33 protein-coding genes and 1 pseudogene are annotated in these 18561 nt (G+C 38.5%); 9 read left to right on the top strand and 25 right to left on the bottom strand.

Annotation, left to right across the window (positions count from 1 at the left end; genetic code table 11):
- Nucleotides 1-140: 140 nt before the first annotated feature.
- A complete protein-coding gene (locus IRB43_RS08700; protein WP_203363069.1) occupies nucleotides 141-920 on the top strand; it encodes a DUF4393 domain-containing protein in 780 nt (259 codons plus the stop codon).
- Nucleotides 921-962: 42 nt separating this feature from the next.
- On the opposite strand, the gene IRB43_RS08695 is transcribed toward IRB43_RS08700, so the two are convergent.
- From IRB43_RS08695 to IRB43_RS08585, 23 genes and pseudogenes are all read right to left on the bottom strand, one after another.
- A complete protein-coding gene (locus IRB43_RS08695) occupies nucleotides 963-1124 on the bottom strand; it encodes a hypothetical protein (protein WP_203363068.1) in 162 nt (53 codons plus the stop codon).
- Between the two features lie 394 nt (nucleotides 1125-1518).
- Nucleotides 1519-1902 carry an ArpU family phage packaging/lysis transcriptional regulator gene (locus tag IRB43_RS08690; RefSeq protein WP_203363067.1) on the bottom strand — a complete coding sequence of 128 codons (384 nt, stop codon included), beginning with the start codon at nucleotides 1900-1902 and terminating at the stop codon, nucleotides 1519-1521.
- Nucleotides 1903-2014: 112 nt separating this feature from the next.
- Nucleotides 2015-2209 (bottom strand): hypothetical protein, encoded by a 195-nt coding sequence (locus IRB43_RS08685; protein ID WP_203363066.1) that lies wholly within the window; start codon nucleotides 2207-2209, stop codon nucleotides 2015-2017.
- Between the two features lie 225 nt (nucleotides 2210-2434).
- On the bottom strand, nucleotides 2435-2623 hold the full coding sequence (locus IRB43_RS08680) for a hypothetical protein (RefSeq protein WP_203363065.1): 189 nt from the start codon (nucleotides 2621-2623) through the stop codon (nucleotides 2435-2437).
- Nucleotides 2624-2636: 13 nt separating this feature from the next.
- The gene (locus IRB43_RS08675; protein WP_203363064.1) at nucleotides 2637-2891 is read right to left on the bottom strand and encodes a hypothetical protein; all 255 of its coding nucleotides are present in this window, start codon (nucleotides 2889-2891) and stop codon (nucleotides 2637-2639) included.
- A 36-nt stretch (nucleotides 2892-2927) separates the two neighbouring features.
- Nucleotides 2928-3407 (bottom strand): annotated as a pseudogene (locus IRB43_RS08670) (SAM-dependent methyltransferase).
- 313 nt (nucleotides 3408-3720) lie between these two features.
- Nucleotides 3721-3894, bottom strand: coding sequence for a hypothetical protein (locus IRB43_RS08665; RefSeq protein ID WP_203363063.1), 174 nt, complete (start codon nucleotides 3892-3894; stop codon nucleotides 3721-3723).
- A gap of 134 nt (nucleotides 3895-4028) precedes the next feature.
- Nucleotides 4029-4403, bottom strand: a complete 375-nt coding sequence (locus IRB43_RS08660; RefSeq protein WP_203363062.1) for a BC1872 family protein — start codon at nucleotides 4401-4403, stop codon at nucleotides 4029-4031.
- Between the two features lie 108 nt (nucleotides 4404-4511).
- Nucleotides 4512-4901, bottom strand: coding sequence for a YopX family protein (locus IRB43_RS08655; protein WP_203363061.1), 390 nt, complete (start codon nucleotides 4899-4901; stop codon nucleotides 4512-4514).
- Nucleotides 4894-5340 (bottom strand): hypothetical protein, encoded by a 447-nt coding sequence (locus tag IRB43_RS08650; protein ID WP_203363060.1) that lies wholly within the window; start codon nucleotides 5338-5340, stop codon nucleotides 4894-4896. Before IRB43_RS08650 ends, IRB43_RS08655 begins: the two co-directional genes overlap by 8 nt.
- Nucleotides 5341-5480: 140 nt before the next feature.
- Nucleotides 5481-5921 (bottom strand): DUF1064 domain-containing protein, encoded by a 441-nt coding sequence (locus IRB43_RS08645; RefSeq protein WP_203363059.1) that lies wholly within the window; start codon nucleotides 5919-5921, stop codon nucleotides 5481-5483.
- A complete protein-coding gene (locus tag IRB43_RS08640) occupies nucleotides 5922-6737 on the bottom strand; it encodes a DNA adenine methylase (protein WP_203363058.1) in 816 nt (271 codons plus the stop codon).
- Nucleotides 6737-6928 carry a hypothetical protein gene (locus IRB43_RS08635; protein WP_203363057.1) on the bottom strand — a complete coding sequence of 64 codons (192 nt, stop codon included), beginning with the start codon at nucleotides 6926-6928 and terminating at the stop codon, nucleotides 6737-6739. The genes IRB43_RS08640 and IRB43_RS08635 overlap by 1 nt, the downstream gene beginning before the upstream one ends.
- Before the next feature lie 187 nt (nucleotides 6929-7115).
- Nucleotides 7116-7844, bottom strand: a complete 729-nt coding sequence (locus tag IRB43_RS08630; RefSeq protein WP_203363056.1) for an ATP-binding protein — start codon at nucleotides 7842-7844, stop codon at nucleotides 7116-7118.
- A gap of 46 nt (nucleotides 7845-7890) precedes the next feature.
- Nucleotides 7891-8850, bottom strand: coding sequence for a DnaD domain-containing protein (locus IRB43_RS08625; protein WP_203363055.1), 960 nt, complete (start codon nucleotides 8848-8850; stop codon nucleotides 7891-7893).
- A 182-nt stretch (nucleotides 8851-9032) separates the two neighbouring features.
- The gene (locus IRB43_RS08620; protein WP_343070832.1) at nucleotides 9033-9872 is read right to left on the bottom strand and encodes an exodeoxyribonuclease X C-terminal domain-containing protein; all 840 of its coding nucleotides are present in this window, start codon (nucleotides 9870-9872) and stop codon (nucleotides 9033-9035) included.
- Nucleotide 9873: 1 nt separating this feature from the next.
- On the bottom strand, nucleotides 9874-10074 hold the full coding sequence (locus IRB43_RS08615) for a hypothetical protein (protein ID WP_203363054.1): 201 nt from the start codon (nucleotides 10072-10074) through the stop codon (nucleotides 9874-9876).
- 138 nt (nucleotides 10075-10212) lie between these two features.
- Nucleotides 10213-10401 (bottom strand): hypothetical protein, encoded by a 189-nt coding sequence (locus IRB43_RS08610; RefSeq protein ID WP_203363053.1) that lies wholly within the window; start codon nucleotides 10399-10401, stop codon nucleotides 10213-10215.
- A gap of 280 nt (nucleotides 10402-10681) precedes the next feature.
- The gene (locus tag IRB43_RS08605) at nucleotides 10682-10930 is read right to left on the bottom strand and encodes a hypothetical protein (protein ID WP_203363052.1); all 249 of its coding nucleotides are present in this window, start codon (nucleotides 10928-10930) and stop codon (nucleotides 10682-10684) included.
- Nucleotides 10927-11562, bottom strand: coding sequence for a sporulation sigma factor-processing peptidase (locus IRB43_RS08600; protein ID WP_203363051.1), 636 nt, complete (start codon nucleotides 11560-11562; stop codon nucleotides 10927-10929). Before IRB43_RS08600 ends, IRB43_RS08605 begins: the two co-directional genes overlap by 4 nt.
- Before the next feature lie 81 nt (nucleotides 11563-11643).
- On the bottom strand, nucleotides 11644-11943 hold the full coding sequence (locus IRB43_RS08595) for a group-specific protein (RefSeq protein ID WP_203363050.1): 300 nt from the start codon (nucleotides 11941-11943) through the stop codon (nucleotides 11644-11646).
- Complete coding sequence (locus tag IRB43_RS08590; RefSeq protein ID WP_203363049.1) at nucleotides 11943-12731, bottom strand: phage antirepressor KilAC domain-containing protein; 789 nt, start codon at nucleotides 12729-12731, stop codon at nucleotides 11943-11945. The genes IRB43_RS08595 and IRB43_RS08590 overlap by 1 nt, the downstream gene beginning before the upstream one ends.
- Complete coding sequence (locus IRB43_RS08585; RefSeq protein WP_203363048.1) at nucleotides 12728-12967, bottom strand: hypothetical protein; 240 nt, start codon at nucleotides 12965-12967, stop codon at nucleotides 12728-12730. Before IRB43_RS08585 ends, IRB43_RS08590 begins: the two co-directional genes overlap by 4 nt.
- A 65-nt stretch (nucleotides 12968-13032) precedes the next feature.
- Here IRB43_RS08585 and IRB43_RS08580 point away from each other — a divergent pair, with 65 nt between their 5' ends.
- Entirely contained in the window at nucleotides 13033-13227 is a 195-nt protein-coding gene (locus IRB43_RS08580) for a hypothetical protein (RefSeq protein WP_203363047.1), read from the top strand.
- On the opposite strand, the gene IRB43_RS08575 is transcribed toward IRB43_RS08580, so the two are convergent.
- Complete coding sequence (locus IRB43_RS08575; RefSeq protein ID WP_203363046.1) at nucleotides 13224-13379, bottom strand: hypothetical protein; 156 nt, start codon at nucleotides 13377-13379, stop codon at nucleotides 13224-13226. The genes IRB43_RS08580 and IRB43_RS08575 overlap by 4 nt on opposite strands.
- A 26-nt stretch (nucleotides 13380-13405) precedes the next feature.
- On the bottom strand, nucleotides 13406-13645 hold the full coding sequence (locus tag IRB43_RS08570; RefSeq protein WP_203363045.1) for a helix-turn-helix transcriptional regulator: 240 nt from the start codon (nucleotides 13643-13645) through the stop codon (nucleotides 13406-13408).
- A 160-nt stretch (nucleotides 13646-13805) separates the two neighbouring features.
- Between IRB43_RS08570 and IRB43_RS08565 the strand changes: the two genes are divergently transcribed.
- From IRB43_RS08565 to IRB43_RS08535, 7 genes are all read left to right on the top strand, one after another.
- Nucleotides 13806-14237 carry a helix-turn-helix domain-containing protein gene (locus IRB43_RS08565; protein WP_203363044.1) on the top strand — a complete coding sequence of 144 codons (432 nt, stop codon included), beginning with the start codon at nucleotides 13806-13808 and terminating at the stop codon, nucleotides 14235-14237.
- 242 nt (nucleotides 14238-14479) lie between these two features.
- Nucleotides 14480-15058 (top strand): ImmA/IrrE family metallo-endopeptidase, encoded by a 579-nt coding sequence (locus IRB43_RS08560; RefSeq protein WP_203363043.1) that lies wholly within the window; start codon nucleotides 14480-14482, stop codon nucleotides 15056-15058.
- Nucleotides 15059-15454: 396 nt separating this feature from the next.
- Nucleotides 15455-16090, top strand: coding sequence for a DUF3862 domain-containing protein (locus IRB43_RS08555; protein WP_203363042.1), 636 nt, complete (start codon nucleotides 15455-15457; stop codon nucleotides 16088-16090).
- Nucleotides 16091-16182: 92 nt separating this feature from the next.
- A complete protein-coding gene (locus tag IRB43_RS08550; protein ID WP_203363041.1) occupies nucleotides 16183-17043 on the top strand; it encodes a tyrosine-type recombinase/integrase in 861 nt (286 codons plus the stop codon).
- A gap of 159 nt (nucleotides 17044-17202) precedes the next feature.
- Nucleotides 17203-17382: a hypothetical protein gene (locus tag IRB43_RS08545; RefSeq protein ID WP_203363040.1), complete on the top strand. Its 180-nt coding sequence runs from the start codon at nucleotides 17203-17205 to the stop codon at nucleotides 17380-17382.
- 140 nt (nucleotides 17383-17522) lie between these two features.
- Nucleotides 17523-17777 carry a hypothetical protein gene (locus IRB43_RS08540; RefSeq protein WP_203363039.1) on the top strand — a complete coding sequence of 85 codons (255 nt, stop codon included), beginning with the start codon at nucleotides 17523-17525 and terminating at the stop codon, nucleotides 17775-17777.
- Nucleotides 17774-18559 carry a BRO family protein gene (locus tag IRB43_RS08535; RefSeq protein WP_203363038.1) on the top strand — a complete coding sequence of 262 codons (786 nt, stop codon included), beginning with the start codon at nucleotides 17774-17776 and terminating at the stop codon, nucleotides 18557-18559. The genes IRB43_RS08540 and IRB43_RS08535 overlap by 4 nt, the downstream gene beginning before the upstream one ends.
- The last annotated feature ends 2 nt before the right edge of the window (nucleotides 18560-18561 follow it).

The following is an 18561-nucleotide window of genomic DNA, read 5'->3' as shown; positions in this document are numbered from 1 at the left end:
AACTTTTATTAATTTGTCCTGCCGCTACAGTTAACCAAAAACCTATACATAAAATAAACCATGTTGTTAAAAAAGGATGGCTATAAATTGTCTCCATCATCAATCCCCCTTATAATATTATTTGGAAAGGTCGTGTTTTTATGGAAATTAACATTATACCCAAATTTGTCGATGAAGCTGTTAGCCCAGTTGCCCAGTCTGTCGGAAAAACTCTATCTGATATTTGGAATCTTGGAATAGGAAGCCATGTAGCGTTATGGGGCCAAAAACAAGAAGTCCGGCAACAACAAAATTTGCAAGACTACGTGAAAAAAGTCGAAGAAAAAACTCAGAAAATACCTGAAGAATTTCTTCAAGAGCCACCATTGCATATTGTTGGCCCTGCAATTGAGGCTTCTAAATATTATATTGAATCGGAAGATCTAAGAGAACTGTTTGCAAACTTGATTGCTTCATCTGTTGATCAAAGAAAAAGCCCGAGCACTCATCCTTCTTTTGTTGAAGTTATTAAACAAATGTCTCCTGTAGATGCCAGAAATTTCAAGTTCTTAAAAGATAATATCGGCTTAGGTATCGGATCTATTGATATTTTATATAAAGGTTCCGGAGGTTCAGCATCCTATGTGAAAAACTTTTTCCCTTTTCCTGATCTATCTTTGGATAACTATGAACTACATTCTGCATCTGTTGACAATTTAAAAAGATTAGCATTAATAGTTACTGATACCAAAATGCATTTTTCTGATAAATCGGTATATGAACCACTCAAGAATCATGAAGTCATCAATAAATTAAGAGAAACGCACAAAAGGGAGCAATCCTCAAATCCACACCTTCTCAATACAGAGCTACTTCTCAAAAAAAACTACTGGTTCTTAAGTGATTTCGGAGAAAATTTTGCTACTTGTTGTTTTGATTAATTCTTGATTAAGCCTTTGCCATTTCATTTGGCAGGGCTATATTTATTTCCTCCTCACACTACCCCTCACTCGCCTGTAGGTATCTCGCTTCGTCCCCATAATTTCTTCCCAATCTCGCCTAGTGTATTTTTCCTCTTCTTTCTCTACAGAAAGAGTAGACAATTTACTTTTATCATCTGTTGATAAATGATCTTTCATTTTCATGTTCTTATCTCCTTAGTAAGCACCGCCTTATGCTATTTGCTTTTATATTTTTTTAGGTTTTCCGCTTCCGTTCAATCACCCAGGAGGATAGCTAGGATTGAGGAAGTGGCAGGCCATTGTTTCACCACACCTTGCATTGGACTCTCACCAATTGCATCCCCGTGCCGATCGCGCGCAATACTGCTAGGCTCTGATTACTCCCCCTGTACAGCTAGTAACCTTCATCGCCATTCGATCCATCCGAGTACACCATTGATAAAGGAAAGATGCGTCTCCTACCAACTAAATAGTTGATAAGAAAATGTTACCGCTGTTGGGAAAATAAAAAGGTCCCCAGTTTGGTACCCTTTTTGTTCGATTTTTGTCCGGTTTTTGTCCATAAAAATAACAGTACTTAAATGATTCCAAGTGCTGTTGCAAGACGATATATGGCCGCTCTCTTCTTTTCATAGTATTTCCCTTTCTTCAGGCCCAGTTCCAGATAAATATTGATGTCCTTCGTCTCTTCAGACGTGAGGTACTTCATTTCAATGATTCTCCGCTCGATAAAATCTAAGCTATGCTCTAAAGCACGGTCGATCTGCTTCACCTTTAATTCATTAAGTCGATCTTGTTGCCGTACAGAAGGAAATAAATCAATGACTCCAGCGGCCTCTTGTTCTTTTTTATTCTCAATCTGAACTTTAAGTGCACGATAGTTTCTTAACTCCGTAATAATTAAATCTTGAACCTCTTTCTCATCGATATCATTAAACATTGATAGTTGTTTAGCGTTCATATGATCACTCCTTTGGTTGTGGTCCATATTGGTCCGATTTGGAACAATAAAAAAGGACACCAAACAACGCTTAACGCGTCATTCAGTGCCCCGGTTCTTCCGCTAGGCTTATTTAATTACCTTTAGATGTATATTGAATCTCAAAAAACTTTGGTTTCCCGTCCTTCCAAATAATCTTTTGAGTACCATACCCTTTTGGGAGGTCATCTACTCTTACCAAATGTCCGTCTTCAACATAATAAGTTGCATTTTCCCTCAGGCTGATTTCCGCTGTCATTTTTTCAATATTGATTGCTGCATCTTTCATAGAAGAGACGCCCCCGATCTGTTAAAATAATATTGTCGATATCTTTTGAAAGGCCGGGAGCTCTCCTGGCTTTTTTTATTTTTTCATTAGAGTAAATCCGAATAACATCACTACATATCTTCGGCTAACCGAAAACACTACACCGATTGAAAGTAAAGACTTCAAATCGTATACGAGTTTATACTTTTGATTTTCGAACAGTAGCTTTCCGTATGGGATTTTCACTTAATTCTCTCCTCTACTTTTCAACTCTTCTTGCACCAAATCCAGAATGTAACGTTGATGTTGAATATACGCGTCTACTGGATCGCCGCCTGCTGTGTGAGAGCCAATACGCCGCTCTACATCTTCAACTAGCAACAGCAGACCCTCGGCTGACAAACTCTTAATCTGCGATTCTATTAAAAGGCCCAATTGGATCACTCCTTTACCGTTGTCTTAATTCAACTGTTACTTTGACAACTTTCAAATGCGCTTCTGCTTCGTTTTCCGCTCTTTCTAACAGCTTCATTTCAGCATAATACTTTGATACTGACTTATAGCAACGAATGACCTGGTAAACTCCCCAGACACCGTTAATGCAATCAGGGACTATCATAGTTAAATGCTTTATCTTCTTACCTGTTGTCTTCTCCGCCATCCGAACTTGCTCATACTCTTCTTTTCCAACTAGGACTTTCACACATAACCCTCCTTCGCATTTTTAACGGAATATTCATCAGTCTTTCATGAATACAAGCCAATGTGTTTTACTTCGCTTGTTACCGAACAATGGTTTTTGGCCAAAACACTTTAAAACATCTTTCAATTTTATTTGATCCTCATTCCACTTGAAGATAATGGTTCCGTTTGGCTTAAGAACTCTCATGCATTCCTTAAAGCCTTGTGCGATATCATTCTGCCAATCTTGATCAAGCTTTCCATATTTCTTGGCCAACCATGAATCTTCGCCAACCTTTAGTAAATGTGGTGGATCAAATACAACTAAATAAAATGATTCGTCATCGAATGGCATATTACGAAAATCCGCAACTATATCCGGCTTTACTTCCAATGTTCAGCCATCACATAACGTATCTGACAATTGCCTGTTATCCATGTAAATTACATCCTCGTGCTGCTTATCAAACCAAAACATTCGACTTCCACAGCAAGCATCTAAAATCTTGGCCAACGTTATTCCTCCTTTGCTGTACATAATGCGTCATTAGTAAATCAACTGATTTTATCGCCTTTTATTATTCGGTCATAGGCATCAAAGCGAACGGCAAACGTCTCTTGACACCTTTCACAATAAAGTGTTTCAACATCTATTTCCCCTTCGTATGAACCCAGCGGTCTTTTATTTATCGTTCCTGACCTGTTTATTTTAAAATCACGATTAACAACCATAGTCTCACTGTAAATAAGTTCGTTTCCGCAATCACAAATTGGCTTTTGATAAGATATTTTAATCACCACTTTTCGTCACAATATGCGTCTGGAACGCTGTTTCATCAAAGGAATACAGACTACTTTTGATTTGCAAACCACAACATTCTTTCTAAATCTTGTTTAGGAATAGGCATTACAAAGCTATCCTCACCGTGCTTGAAAGCAACCCTTATCTCGCCTTTTTCGTTAGGGTGTATATCATAAGTGAAGTTGTCAATTAGCTTCAAATCTGTATAATCAATCTCATTCATTTTCCCATCCTCCTTATTTAGTTTTTTGTGTCTACTCCATCACTTCTTAGTAGCTCTCCCAGCCACAAATGCTCCAACTGCCAACACGCATCCAGTGACGATCAGTACAAGTGATTCAACCGTTGTTAGTGTTGTCATTCTGGCACCTCCACTCCGACAGATTCTAGCGCTGCTAGACATATTGCCATTGGTGCCGTTTCAGCTTCACCATGATATTTAGGCTCTTCACTCCAATGATGCAAGTCACATTCACAAGGAGCACCTTCATCCTGATAAACCTTTACACCGAACTCTTTGCTTAACTTCTCAACCACGATCCAAGCGTCTGATATATCTTCACTTGGGTTCCACTCACGATGGATGTCATCATTAAACAGCAATACATCTAATACGTATTCACTCTCTATATACGTGTTCACTGTTTGTTCAGCGTTTACTAATTCGCTTTTTTTGATTTCCCACCCCATGACCTTCTCCGCAACCAGCTGATCTATTTCGTAATTGTTCATTCCATTCCCTCCTCAATAGCTTCCATGTAGCATTTACACTTTGGACACAACTTTTTAGGTATGATCTCGAAATGCATTTCAGAGACATCGCAATCGATGCAGCGATATTCAATCACCTTGGATCAGCTCTGGGTTTTGAAAAACATTCCCAACAACACAACAGGCTTTGTTCCACACATTCAAAAGTCTGACAGCTAATAAATCATCGCACCTAACCCTAAATGATCCGTTCTCAAATACTACTTCCCAAATGAAATTTTCCTCATCTTTCAATAAGTCAAATTCCCAAATATCCACACCGTTCTTGTCCTTTAGTCCGGTGTACTGCATAAGCTCATAAGTTCCACTTCCGTCTGGCATGCTACCGCAACCGTTTTGTAAATTGTAGTAACAAGCAGTGTTTTCTAAAAAATCAATTGAATCATGAACGTTCTCTCCGCATGTATGCATTTTTTTCATGTCTTTATCCCAAACTCGAAACTTAATCTCTCTACTCATTCCGCATCCTCCTTTTTGGCAAATATTCAATAACCTTAAAATTGTTAAAATCATAATTTTTCTCTACATCATCAAGATTCCGTTTTGTGATTTTCATGGATGTTGGAAGTTGCTCTTTCATGTGCTTTCGGATCTCTTGTCTAGCTCGTTCCTTTATCTCCTCCAGAAACTCTACAGTTGTATAAAGCCCCTTCTTTTTTCTACTTTTGATCTCTGACCAAAAGATGGATAGATAAATGCCAGATAAGAAAAAACGATATTTCCCAAAGTATTCAAATTGATATTTCAGATCATCCATGTCTCTTGGAAGCTCAATGTCATTTGGGACGATAGCAATCACATCCGCTTGTGGACCTAACCCATCACCGGCTGAATAAAAGTTTAGTAGTTTTCTATCAAACATCGTGGCCGACTGGATAAATAAATCTAGTTGCTGCATGATCGTTCACCTCTCAATCTTCCAACCTTTCCGTAACCTAGCGTTGAGCTCATGTCTCTGCAACCATTCATAGAGCCAAACCTTCTGCCCTTCCTCACGCCGAAAGAGCAGATAATAGCCCGGCTTGCGCTTAGCTTTTCTCATCGCTTACGCCTCCATATTCCATTTTTGAGCTCCATCACAACAACTTCCGCACCAATTTCTTGTTCAAGTAACTTTCGGCGAAGCGAAAAGTCTCTTGATGCAGGACCGCCTTTAATATCAACAACTTCTTTCCAACCATTTTTATAAGTGACTAAAAAATCAGCTGTATATTTGGCTCCAGCTTTCCTCTTTAAGCCTTTCCCCGAACAAAGAGAACATTGAACTGGTCTACCTGTTTTCAAACTTTTTTCTTTCCCTGTGCCTTCGCAACGATAACAAGTCACCTGGTACGATGGAATGATTTCAAATTCCGGTTGAACCTCAATTTTTTGAACATCCGGATCCGCTAACAAAAGTTTGTGATATTCTGCTTCTGCTTTACTGTCATAGATCCGGCCATTCCAACGAGTTTTCTTCGCTACCCATCTACGTGCCATTTATTTCACTTCCACATCGAATATCGTTTGTTGAAAATAACCACTAGCCGCCATTGGGTTAACCCAAAGGACTTCTTGTCGTTTAGCGCCTGCTTCTGCGGATACCTCCATTGTTTCCCTATGCCAATCTTCCAATCTATCGTCATAAACAGGATGAGCGTATCCGGATAAAAGAACGGGTCCTGGATGCTGATTCAACATTTCTAATAATTCAATGTGGTCCTCGATCGTCATTTCGTGTTTATAATGGCGCTTTGTCCGTGTCTCAATAATGTAAGGTGGATCTGCATAAATCAGCACATCTTTTCGCTTGTACCGTTCAAGCAACTGCACAGCTGGTTGATGTTCGATCTGTGCCTCTTTCAAGCGTTTCGCTACCATGTGAATCTTCTCGGGTAGCTTTCCCCACTCTTGAGCTGTTTTAGGTCCATTGGGTGAAATAATGCTGCGCCACCCGGTTCGATCACTTGTCTTAGCTCCAATAGCCTGCCAGCAGCGAGTCAAAAACTGTCTCGCATCCTCTATCGGATCATCGGAACCCTCATAGCTTTCGTAATACTCTTGCCGCGATAACGGTGTAAACTCGATAAGCCACGCTAACTGGTCCGGATGATCTCGGATGACTTTAAACAGATTTACTACTTGCTCATCCAAATCATTTATTGTTTCAACCGTTGAAGGTTGCTTATTAAAAAACACCGCTCCGGATCCAAAGAAAGGCTCTAAGTACGTTTCATGTTCTGGCATATGACTGATAATCCATTCGGCCATACTCCACTTTGATCCGGGGTAGTGTAGGATTCTTGGAATCTTCATCAACTAACTTCCTTTCTAGGCGGAAACTCCATCAATACCGCTACGCCATAGCCATGTTCTTTGATCTCACTGGCACGCTTCCAGCCGCGCTGTTCATGTTTCTTGATGTTTTGCCCTAGTTTGTGTTCGCTCAAAGCGTAGACTAGCTTTTTCAACGTTACAGGTGTCTGCGCTTTCCATCCCTTAGCCATCAGCTCACGTCCTTCCCGTAAAGACGCTTAGCTTCAGCAAATCTCCTCTGGAATTCTGCCTTTTCTTTATCACGCACTGCTTTAGGCTTCGGCCCACACTCGGGACACGGTTGCACAAACATCAAAGAGCCGCTGTTACTTTTATCAACATAAGTGCCGTCACACAATTTACACATGTTCATTCCTCCTACTTAAACGCTCGTAATCGGTAATTTTCACCGTTCACTTTGATCAAGGTGGTTTCTTCCACCATCCGGCTAAATTTCTGTTCTCCGTACATATCCATTAGCTGCACATGGCTAAAGTTTGTCGTATAGACTGTATGTTTCCCAATGCGAGAATCGATCACTTCAAAAAGCTTCAAGGTCGCCCAATGGTTCGCTTCTTCTTCTGCCGCTTCTGACTGCTTTCGTTTATAATCAGTACCTACATCATCAAGAATTAACAGGTCCACACTACCCAGTTGTTCAAGCAATTCATTTTCTGAGTGTTTGCTATTTTTGTTGTAAGTAGCTTTTAGCTTAGTCATTAATTTTGGTGTTGAAATAAATACACCTGTCCAAGGATCTTTTTGTTCTAACCCTCTTTCGATTACACGTTTAAGGATTGAGACCGCCAAGTGACTTTTCCCTGTCCCATAGTTCCCCATCATCATGAGGTTTTTAGGATTGCTTTTTGTGAAATTATTTGCATACCGCTGACAAATCGCCTTTGCTTTCGCTAAACCTTCTGAAACTGGTTCGTAATTATCAAAATTGCATTTTTTTAACCGCTCATTGATCAGGCTGTCAGTGTTAAACATACGATTAAGTGTCATTAGGCGATATGCCGCTTTCGTTTCTTTCTCTAACACTTCATCCTCTGGTTTAATCTCATCGCAGTAAAAACAAAACTCTTTTCCGTTTTCTATGAGCAAGTACTTATTGCACTTAACACCATCTATTTTGTTTTCACAGCGTTTTTTAGAAGTCGTAATCTTGTTCTTTGTCGAAATTGTATTGAGAAAGGTCGGTATACTGCTTAGACTTTGCATTTGTATTCACTCCTTTTCGCTGATTATGCTCAACTTCCAATGCGTAAACATCGTCCAATGTTTTTACATTTCGAGAACGCCACTTTCTCAAAATACCTTCGCAATACTTCCAATTAGGTCTATTAGCAGCTACTGCAATTTCTATAGCTTCAATGACTAGCTCTTCGCTAAATTCATCCACCGCTTTGCCTATGCTCTCAGCAATGATTGGAGCCAGGATGCCAATATTGTTTTGATAAACATGAAAAACATTTTGAATCGAAGAATGACCACGACCACTGTTCTTTTCTTGTTGTTGTTCTTGTTCTTCTTCTTTTTCTTGTTCTTCTTCTTTTTCTTCTTCTTGTCCACGCATCGTAGTACGTGTCGTAGACGTATCGTCTAAACCATTGATATAATTGGGTTTTTCACTTTGACTTACGATACGTCCACTTCCGCTTGACGTATCGTGGCACGTATCGTCATACGTAACGTAGTACGACTCGTATATTTTTCTGATTTTCTCATTCTTCACGTTTTCACCAACGAACGGGATGAGAGCAGGATCTTTGATTTCTAGCAGTTCACTTTTAACACAATCTTCAACAGGCTTCCCACCACGAATAAAGTTGTATTTCCCCCAATTTTTAACCGCTATTTCTCTTGTACTTTCGTTGTATTTAATTAACTTATGGTGTTCTATAAAACGCTGCATAAGTGAGTTAATACTCTCAATGGAATATCCCATATCGAAAGCAATTTGTTTTTTAGTAATTTGATAGATACCAACCTGTGTAGTATTTTCGTTTGTTAGTAAATAGAGAAAGAAATATTTATCTTCCGGTGTCAGCTCCTCTACTACCTTGGGATCATCCCAAAAAGATGTATGAACAAGTCTAAATTTAGCCATATTTATTTCCTCCTACTTTCTTTCACAAACAGCGAAGCCATTTGTAATTTCAATGATTTTTCTATCTGGATAGCTGATGCTCATATACCTCTTGATGTTTCGTAAATACTCTTCTTTTGTAGAAGCCTTCTCCTTGCACCAGTTAGGAATCACAACTCGATAAGGAACATTTTTATCGAACATCATACGTTGTTAAACGGAAGGTCATCATCTTTGATATGAATAGGATCACCTTCAAGCGGATTGTTATATGGCTGCTTGGTTGATTCTGTTGTCTTATCTTCCGCTGTATTCCCTTTTGGTTCTTGTTGCCGGCTTTGTTGCGATGATTGTTCTACAGCGGCAAACATCGTTTCGATTGCCTTTTTGATCACCGCATCTGTTCGATCTTGGCCAACTAACCAGGTGAGATATGATTTATCAGAGCGGTATATATCTCCAAGTGTCTTACCTTTGAACTTTCCGAATGTTAACTTGATAGCTCCAGCATCATGTGAAGTCATTGTTTCTATCTGCTCTGTCTGCAAATAATCTTGCAAATCATCCTCCATCTCTCCACCGAAAATATCTGATAAACTTGCAATAGTTAACGTCGCATCGATCTGAGCACGTTTCTTAGCCATCTTCAGACAAGTGTTTGCAACGGAGTAAGAGTCCTGATTCTTATACTTTTTTTCTCGAGTATTGCAATGACCAATTCCTTCAGTAATTTTCATATCATTCTTGTAAATACGGCAGCACACAGTAAAAGCGAAAAATCCCTTATCATAGTCCTGAATACGCTCTGTCACTTCATATTCACTAGTAACACCAAAGAGCATTTGGATTTTTTCGGCCCCTGGCTTGAGCAACGTCGGTTTTGTTGTGCCAGGTATAATTCCGAAATCACGGTTAGGCTTTAAAGTGCTTTTAACAACTAATTGCAGTTGATTGATTTTGTCTAACGTGGCTTGCACTGCATGTACATCCATGGAATCAATTAGAGAAAGAGTCGTATTTTGATTGGTTGATAGTGGGTCCACCTTAGCTCACCCCCTTTTTCAATACATGCACATTGACTAATGTTTCATACTGATTAGCTAGACTAACGAGATCATCATGCGTGCCATTGTGAGCCACAACATGAGTCAGGCCGATGTAAGCCATGTCTAACGCTGACTTATCTTTCAAGCTGGGACTGATCCGCTTAGCAGCATTAAAGGCATCCTTTAAACTCATACTCATTTTTATTCACTCCCGTTTACCGCTACTGTAAAATGTGTTACAATAGCGGTATCCTATATAGTTTGAAACTTTAGACTCCTGCTCCAACAGGGGTCTTTTATTTTGCGGTAGAATACCTCGTACACGACACTTCTCCTTTCACCAAAACAAATTCAAGTTTCGAAAATAATCGAAAGTGCCATCACGCCGCATCATTTCGATCGCCGCTTGTACAGCTGATTTAGATACACCGATCTGCTTTGAGACTGTATGATAGCCGTCAAACTCAGCGTACTTTGCGATGTATTCCAAATCAGACACTCGTAATTCTTTCTTTTTACGAGCCATTTGTTCACCTCATTTCTGATGGATGATGTCCATCTTCAGACCCAAGATCAAGGGGGAGAGATCCCAGGCCTGAAGATGAGCACCGTAGTGCCCACCATGATAAAAAATGTGGTATAATAGATTTGTTAACGTCCAACTAAATAATTTTTAATTGCGGTGAGCTAATGCCAGTTAGCTTGCCGCTTTTACTTTTTGTTCTGCATTTCATGTTCGACCTCCGCGCTTGCTAGGCCCCAATAGTACGAAAACGATCCTATGACAAATACCAAGATTGCGATCTTCATATCGACCTCGCCACCTTTTCTATTTTGATGCCCTTGGCTTGCAACTGGTGTACCATTCTTGCAAGGTTTCTATTGTTCTCTTTTGCTTCTTCTAATCTCTCTAACTCTCGAATCGAGTTTAATAGATCAACAGCAGTTAACTTCGCTTCCCTGTAGTCGCATTTGATGATTGATTCTTCGATGCGAGATATGCAGCTCCATACACACTTTCTTTCGCTGATTTCTTGTTCTAATAGATTGTTCATGCCCTGCCCACCTGCCTTGCTGAAAAGAACTGTTCTTTTCGTATTTCTTCAAATTTGCTGACTGATGGTATAATGACGCGGTCTGATATAGCTTCTAAAATCCAACTCCTTGTCACTTCTTCGGTATCCAAATTCCAGTTCATCCTCATTGATGTTAATGTCGCATCAGCAGCTTGTTTAAGGTCCAGTATTTCTTCTGCCAACTTCAATATTTCTAAATTAGTTTGCTCAGTCAAAGATTGACCTGGACGCATATCTTTCCCCATCTTCCGAAGAATCTTAGCTGCCGTTATAGCTTGCTTTGACTGTTCAATAAGATTTGTAAACTGATTTTCTACGGATTGCAGTAAACGTGGATCAGTAGCCGGCAAACTAATCTGATAAGCGTGCTTTATTTTCGCTAAAGCCGTTTCATCCTCCACTAACCGGCACCAGTCAGCTGCCAATTCGAACGGAGCTTGTGAAAACCCTGCTTCGATGTTATTCAAGCGTTGCAACGTTATTCCCAATTGCTCCGAAACATATCGCTTCGTGCGCCGTTCCTCTTGACACGAGCGCTCCCTAGCTATTTTTAAAATCTCCCCTATCTGTGAAGGGGAGTATAAACACGTTCGTTTCAAAGTGTTCGTCAATGTGTTCGCCTCCATTTATTTACTTTTGAAAGGTACAATGAATCTATAAAACTGGTAGTTTTAACAATAAAAAATCGACTATTAACTAACTTCTTTAGATAAATTACTTTTGAATTTGTAACTGTTTTCTTCGGCCCAGCGAATTAAAAACGCTCGACATTCTTTTGCTGGAAAGTACCACTTGTTTCCTGTGTTGAATTTAGGAAAACGAGGATCATGAAAAAACATATCTTGTATGGTGTTCCAACTCATGTTGGTTTGACGTTTAAGCTCTTTTGTATCCCAAAATGTCACACTGTGATCGATTTGATCTAAACGCTTTTGGATCTCTTCTAGATACAGTTTTTTTAACTCCTTTTGATCGACTTGAATTTGGATCATTACGACACCACCTTTATTTCTTTTAGAAGAAGTTCAGCGATTTTCACTTGTCCCTTGCCAGTGATCAAAGTTGTTAATCGCTCGACGTCACCTTCTGTTCGACTTACGATCGTTGGCTTTACTTCAAACCAACCTTGCTGAATATAAATTTGTTTAGGATTGTTATGTTCTCGGCCGCCTTTCATCAAGTAGCCGTTGTCACGTAACCAATCAAACATTTTATTACGACCGATTTTTAATCCGTGTTGGTCGTACAACATTTTGGCAAAAGCACCAACACTGATTGCGCCATTTGAATTTGAAACGATTTTTCCGAAGTTCGTGTAAGGTAATTCCGCTGTTCGTTGCTCAATTACTTGATCTCTTTCTTTTTCAGCTTTTAACCGACCGTTTCTTTCTTCCTTGAGTGTTGTTAGAAGCTGTATGCCGAAGTCTGGATCGTTCAAGATATTTTCGATTGTTTGAGGTGTAGCATAAGCACCATGTTTACGAATAGACGGTAAGACTTCTGATGTGACCCATTTTCTAAATCGCTTCGCTTCTGGTTTGCGACTTTCAAGAATGACATCATATAGACCATCTTCATTAACGAAGGTCATTTGTTGTGTTCCTCCAGCAGTTTGAAGGGGGTGATTTGAAATCACATCCTCATCCAACCGACGTTTTACTCCAGCGACTTGACCTAAAGCTAAAATTGCACATACATCTTTCAGCAAGAACTTTGGTTGTCCATGATCATCAATCACTGTTAACTCGTGATCATCAAAAACTTTGGTTAAATGATTCATTCCAATTCCTCCAACGGGATTGATCCTTGAAGTGTTCGAATAAGTTCTTTCATTTCTTGATGGCTGAGATACACTTCAACCGTGCGAGCTGGAACAAACACTGTATTGCCTGGTTCTGATTTTTCTTGATCGATTTCCATGTCACGAACAGTCAAAGTGATCAAGTCGCTATCTGGCTGCATATCAATTTCAAACTGAACATCACTGTCGAAAAAGTTTAATGTTGTTGTTTTCAAGATGATTCCTCCTTAGTTATCCTCTCTTCCTGTGGTAATATTTTCATAGGAAGGGGGTGTATAGAATGAGTAAGTCACTTTTAGAATTAGCTACTGAATTGACTGTTGCTTCTATCCAGCAAAGCGGCCAGGCTTCTTCTGATAAAATCAACGAGATATACAATGCAGTATTAGAAAATTTAGAAGCTCAACAAAATCGAATGTTAGCTGAGCGAAATTCCAATGCTAAGACTGGGAGACCCAACCGCCCAAGACCTTAGTACAAATTCAATCGATTCGAAGCGTAAACTTGAATTAGATTAGCAGTAGCATTTATTAATTCTGGCAGGGAGTCACTTGGCTCCTTGTCAATCAATTGTTGATTGATTTCGTTTAATAAGTTTTGGATCGTGCTTTCTGTTGCATTTAACACTGGATCACCTCCTAGAGAAATTTGATTTAAATGGCCTCTTTCTTGATTTCTGTTTTAGCAACATTCTTCTTAAAAAAATCTGTAATTTTGCATTTTAAACAATCAGCCAGTATTGGTAACTGTTCTGCTTTGAAAGAATAGGTTCCGGTTTCGTATTTCAAATATGTTGAACTGTTCTTAAAACCTAGGCTATTAGCCATTTCTTGAAGTGTTATATCTAGTTCAATTCTTCTGCTTTTGATGTATACCAAATCTAAGTATTCCATTTCACCCCTCCTTAAATTTCTAAAACAGCAACCCCTTGATTACATATTACATTGCTATTTTAGAAATGTCAACAATAAATATTTCTATTTCAGAAATTATTTTGTTTCCATTTTGGAAACGTGATATCATTATATTGCTGTACTAGAAAGTGGTGAAAAAATGAATATCGGCAAAAGAATCATACAATTACGAGAAAAAAAGGGTTGGAGTCAACGGGAATTGGCTAGAAGAGTAAACCTGAATGTTAGTGTTATGAATAGAATCGAGTCAGGTGATCGCCCTATAAAAGATCATGAATTAGCGGTGTTATCTGATGTATTGGATGTAAATGCTGACTACCTGTTAGGCCGAACTAATAATCCTGAAACCGAAAACACTGTAACGGTGGCTGGACAAGAAGTTTCTCTGTCACCAGATGAGCTTCGTGTGTTTGAAGAATTAAAAAAACATCCTATCATGTTCCATGATCTTGCGACTGATCCAGAGAAGAAAGTTAAAGAACTCATCAAACTTTACAAAATGAAAAAGATATTCTTTGAAGATGACGATGATGAAGAGTACGGAGATGGGTTTGGAGATTTTGAAGATTAAAACAATCTCCACTCCTTCTCTCTTTTAATTCTTTAATTCTTGATATAGTTCTGGGTTCGTTCCGACTTCGTTCCATGAAGCGTTCTGTGTTTAATTTAAGACAATGCTTGAACTGTTGATATTACTGGTTTTACACCGTTCTAACATCGTTCCAAGTTCCATTTCGTGAAACGAGACCGAACAAAAACCGAACAGAGCTATTTTTTTATGATAAGAAATTGTTTTGTTAGGATGTGTTTTGGATGCAGCTTAGTGAATTTTTGCTCATTAGCGATGGCTGGGAAGAAAGAGCAAATAAGGTGCTCTCCCGCTTCTCATACAAGTCGCCAGACGAGATTGACATCGAAGAAATTTGTTGGAGATACGGTATAATCATCAAACCTTTACACCCTGATTTTATGGACAACTATGATGCGATTGAAGGGCTAAAAGCATATTCCTACCCTAAAGACGAAAGAGTGCGAGGTATCATTCATCTAAGACCTAATCTTCCTACAGTGGAGCGAAAGTTGGTTTTGTCTGAGGAGTTTTGTCATATTCATGCTCATATTAGCGCTCAGCTTTCAAAACAACAGTTAATGCTTAACAAAGAAGAGAGTCAGGCTAAGAAGATGAGTGCTTATCTTCTGATGCCACATCATTTTCTGATGGACGTTATCCGGTCTGCGGCTGACGAAATGGTTTTAGTATCTGACATCGCAGACCATTTCTTAGTAACAGAAGAATTTGCTCATTATCGACTAGAGCTATTGTTTAATAGACGAATAGATGCGTTTCTAACACTTGGTAACAAGCTAGGAAGCTACACAAGATATGAATGAATCATGTCTTTTTATTTTAGGTATTGGTGGTACTATTTTCATGATCTGTATGGATCATTAAAGAATGTAATGGTATGGTCGAAAGCATTTTCGACAGAGAGATTGACGTTATATTATATATTGCTGTTATTGCTGTTATATTGCTGTTAACTAATAAGATTTACATTCTCTTTTACATTGGATTGACATTCTCATTTACATTGTAAAAATATAACAGCTTTTTAACCTAGTCGTATCAATGGTTTGTCGCACATCTCTCATTTACATTCTCTTTTACATTGGATTGACATTCTCATGTACATTTTTTAAGGCTAAAAATCTATTAAAAAGTACGTTGTTTTCATGCGATAAACCGCATATCTACATACATTTTCAACAAAAAGGAGAGTAAGAAAAATGAAAAAGTTTTTTAAGTTTGGCTGTCTAGGGTTTATTGGTCTTATTATTCTTATAGTAATCCTTGCCGCTTTAGGTGACAGCAGTGATTCGAATCTTAAAGAGGAAAGTAAAACGGAACAATCAACTGACACTAACGAAACAACAGAGGTTAAAAAAGAAAATACTAACAAACTAACAAAAGAAAAATTTGATAAGATCGAAGATGGTATGACATACGAAGAAGTTGTTAAAATCGTTGGTTCAGAAGGTAAATTAATGTCTGAAACAGGTGATCCAGGAACTGAATTTCATACCCAAATGTATGAATTTGAAACAGATAAAGCTTTCACAGGGGCTAACATGACATTCCAAAATGGTAAGTTAATAAACAAAACACAAATCGGTCTTGGTGGAGATTCGGACGCGAAGATTTCTTTAAAAGAATTCGAACAAATACAGAATGGCATGACTTATGAAGAAGTGGCTGAAATTATTGGTGGCGAAGGAGAAAAGCAATCTGAAACGGGTTCGCCTGGCACTGATCTACACACAGTTATTTATAGTTACAACGGCGAAAAGGGAATCGGCGCAAATGCCAATTTCACATTCCAAGGCGGAAAGCTAATGAATAAGGCTCAATTCGGGCTAGAGTAAGATTAAGAAATTTAGATTAGCCCTCTTTTGGGCTTTTCTTTCACACAAAAAACGAACGTATATTCTATTTGTTATACTAAGGAGGGATAATAGTGGCTACATTTAGACAGTTAAAAAGCGGGAGATGGCAAGCTCGTGTTTCACAAGATGGGCACGAGTTTAGCATCGGAACATTTCGAACTAAAAAAGAAGCCATGTTAGAAGCTGGTAAGGTTGAAGAGAAAATATATTATGGCCATACTCTTGCTGATAAAAATAAGTTGTTTGGTGAAGTGGCCAAAGAATGGCTACATGTCCAAAAGCGAGAAGATTTAAAAGAATCGACATTTATCCAGTATGACTCTGTTTTAAAAAATCATATTCTCCCTTATTTTGAACAGAAAAAAATATTCCGTATCAAAAGAATTGATATCAAACGATGGAGCAATATGTATGCTGAAATGGTAAATCCAGATGGATCAGAAAAATACTCTTATGGATCTCGTCTGCGTTACTTATCTATATTAAAAAGTATATTTCACTACGCAACGAATGATCTTGAAATTTTAGAGAAAGATCCTTCTATCAAATTAAGAGTACCAAGAAAAGATAAGGCTCGTGAAGAAGATATCATCAAATACTATTCATTAGATGAATTGAATCAGTTGCTGGATTATATGAAAGATTACAAACCTATGCGTTTTAAAGAATACAACTTTTACTATGTTTTATTTTATTTATTAAGTCGTACTGGATTAAGAATTAGCGAGTCTTTAGCTCTTACGTGGGATGATGTCATAGGTGACATATTGATAGTTAATAAACAAACAAGCAGAGATGACAATAATCGTGTGAATATCACTTCACCAAAAAACTTATCAAGTAACCGTAAAATAAAAATGGATGGTGATCTCGTTAAAGTCTTAAAGAAATTGGGTAATCGGATTATACGGTTGAAAACCATTAATTTATAATATTTGTTCATGTATATAAAAAACGGATTATTGAGTTGAAGACTACCATAACAGGTGGTCTTTTTTAATACACAAATAAATTTATAAATATTTATACTTACATGGTTGACAATATGTTTAGAAACATTTATTATAAGTGTCAAGGAGGTGATTTACTCATTGGCTCGTAAAACATTTACCACCACAATAGAAGAAGACTTACAAAAAGCCTTCAAGGAAACTTGTGCCGAAAAAGGCGAAAAGATGAATGATGTTATCGAAGCCTTTATGCAAGGCTACATCAACGGTGACTTTACCTTAGAAAAAGAGGTCAAGTACACGTTAAAGAAGTCCAAATAACACAAAAAGGGAAACCCGTTACCCCGACCAAGAGATAAACGGATTCCCCTATAACAAATCACACCCTCCGAAGAGGTTGCTCCTTTATTATACAAGGGAAGTCCTCCTGTCGGCAAGGGTAAATTAGGAGGATAACTATTATGTCAAAAACTGATTTCATTCGTTTAGATGCCAATTTAGGTTTCATCGAAAAGATTGTATTAACTGATGGCACTGTCTTAGAAAACGTGAAAGTCCTTTACAATTCCCCTGTTCCAACGGTTGAACAATGTGAAGAATTGCTTAACGCTTCTGCTGATGTATCTAAAAAGCTATTTGGTCTTGCTAATGTCAATTGGTCAGCATACCCAGAAACTATGGTCAATCACAGTATGTTTAAGGGGGCAAATCAATGAGTAACCTTTCACTTGTTAAATCAGCTCCTTTCGGTTCAATGCAATGTGATTTTTACAGCGATAATAACGAAGTCTTTATGACCAGAGAACAAATCGGTACAGCGTTAGAATACTCTGAACCGAGGAAGGCGATTCAAAAGATTCACGAACGCTATAAGCACCGTTTAGATAAATTTTCAGTTGTCACCAAACTGACGACAACTGATGGCAAAGCCTACGACACTATTCTTTATACTGCAAAAGGTGTCTATGAAATCTGCCGATGGAGCAGACAACCAAAAGCTGATGCGTTCTTCGACTTCGTATATGACGTTCTGGAAGGTCTTCGCAAGGGCGATTATCAAATCACTCCAACTGCCCCCAAACTGACGGTGGTTGAAGGTGATGAAGCTCGTAAACTTGAATTAGAAGCTCGTATTCGTAATGCAAAGACCAGACAAGCGAGATTGCTCGTAAATGTAGCTGACAAGTTCAAAGACATTCTCCCAAAGGAACAGATTCAGATACTCATAGGAAACGCCACAGAGCTTATTTCAGACGTTCCAATGCTTCCTAAACCCGAAATACCTAAAACCTACACAGCAGGGCAAATAGGGGCAATTCTGGGCGTTTCAGCCAACAAAATAGGTCGTATCGCCAACAAGCATGGATTAAAAACCGATGAATACGGTATATGGGTTCTCGATAAGTCCCGACATTCAGATAAGCAAGTTAGCTCGTTCCAATACAACGAGAAAGGTAAACGTAAAATCACAGAACTATTACAACAAGAAGGGCAATGATA

Origin of the sequence: Bacillus sp. REN10 (assembly GCF_016820555.1) — a bacterium.
Taxonomy (GTDB): Bacteria; Bacillota; Bacilli; order Bacillales; family Domibacillaceae; genus Bacillus_CE.
The sequence above is the reverse complement of the archived record's forward strand: the minus strand, read 5'-3'. Positions and strand labels throughout refer to the sequence as shown.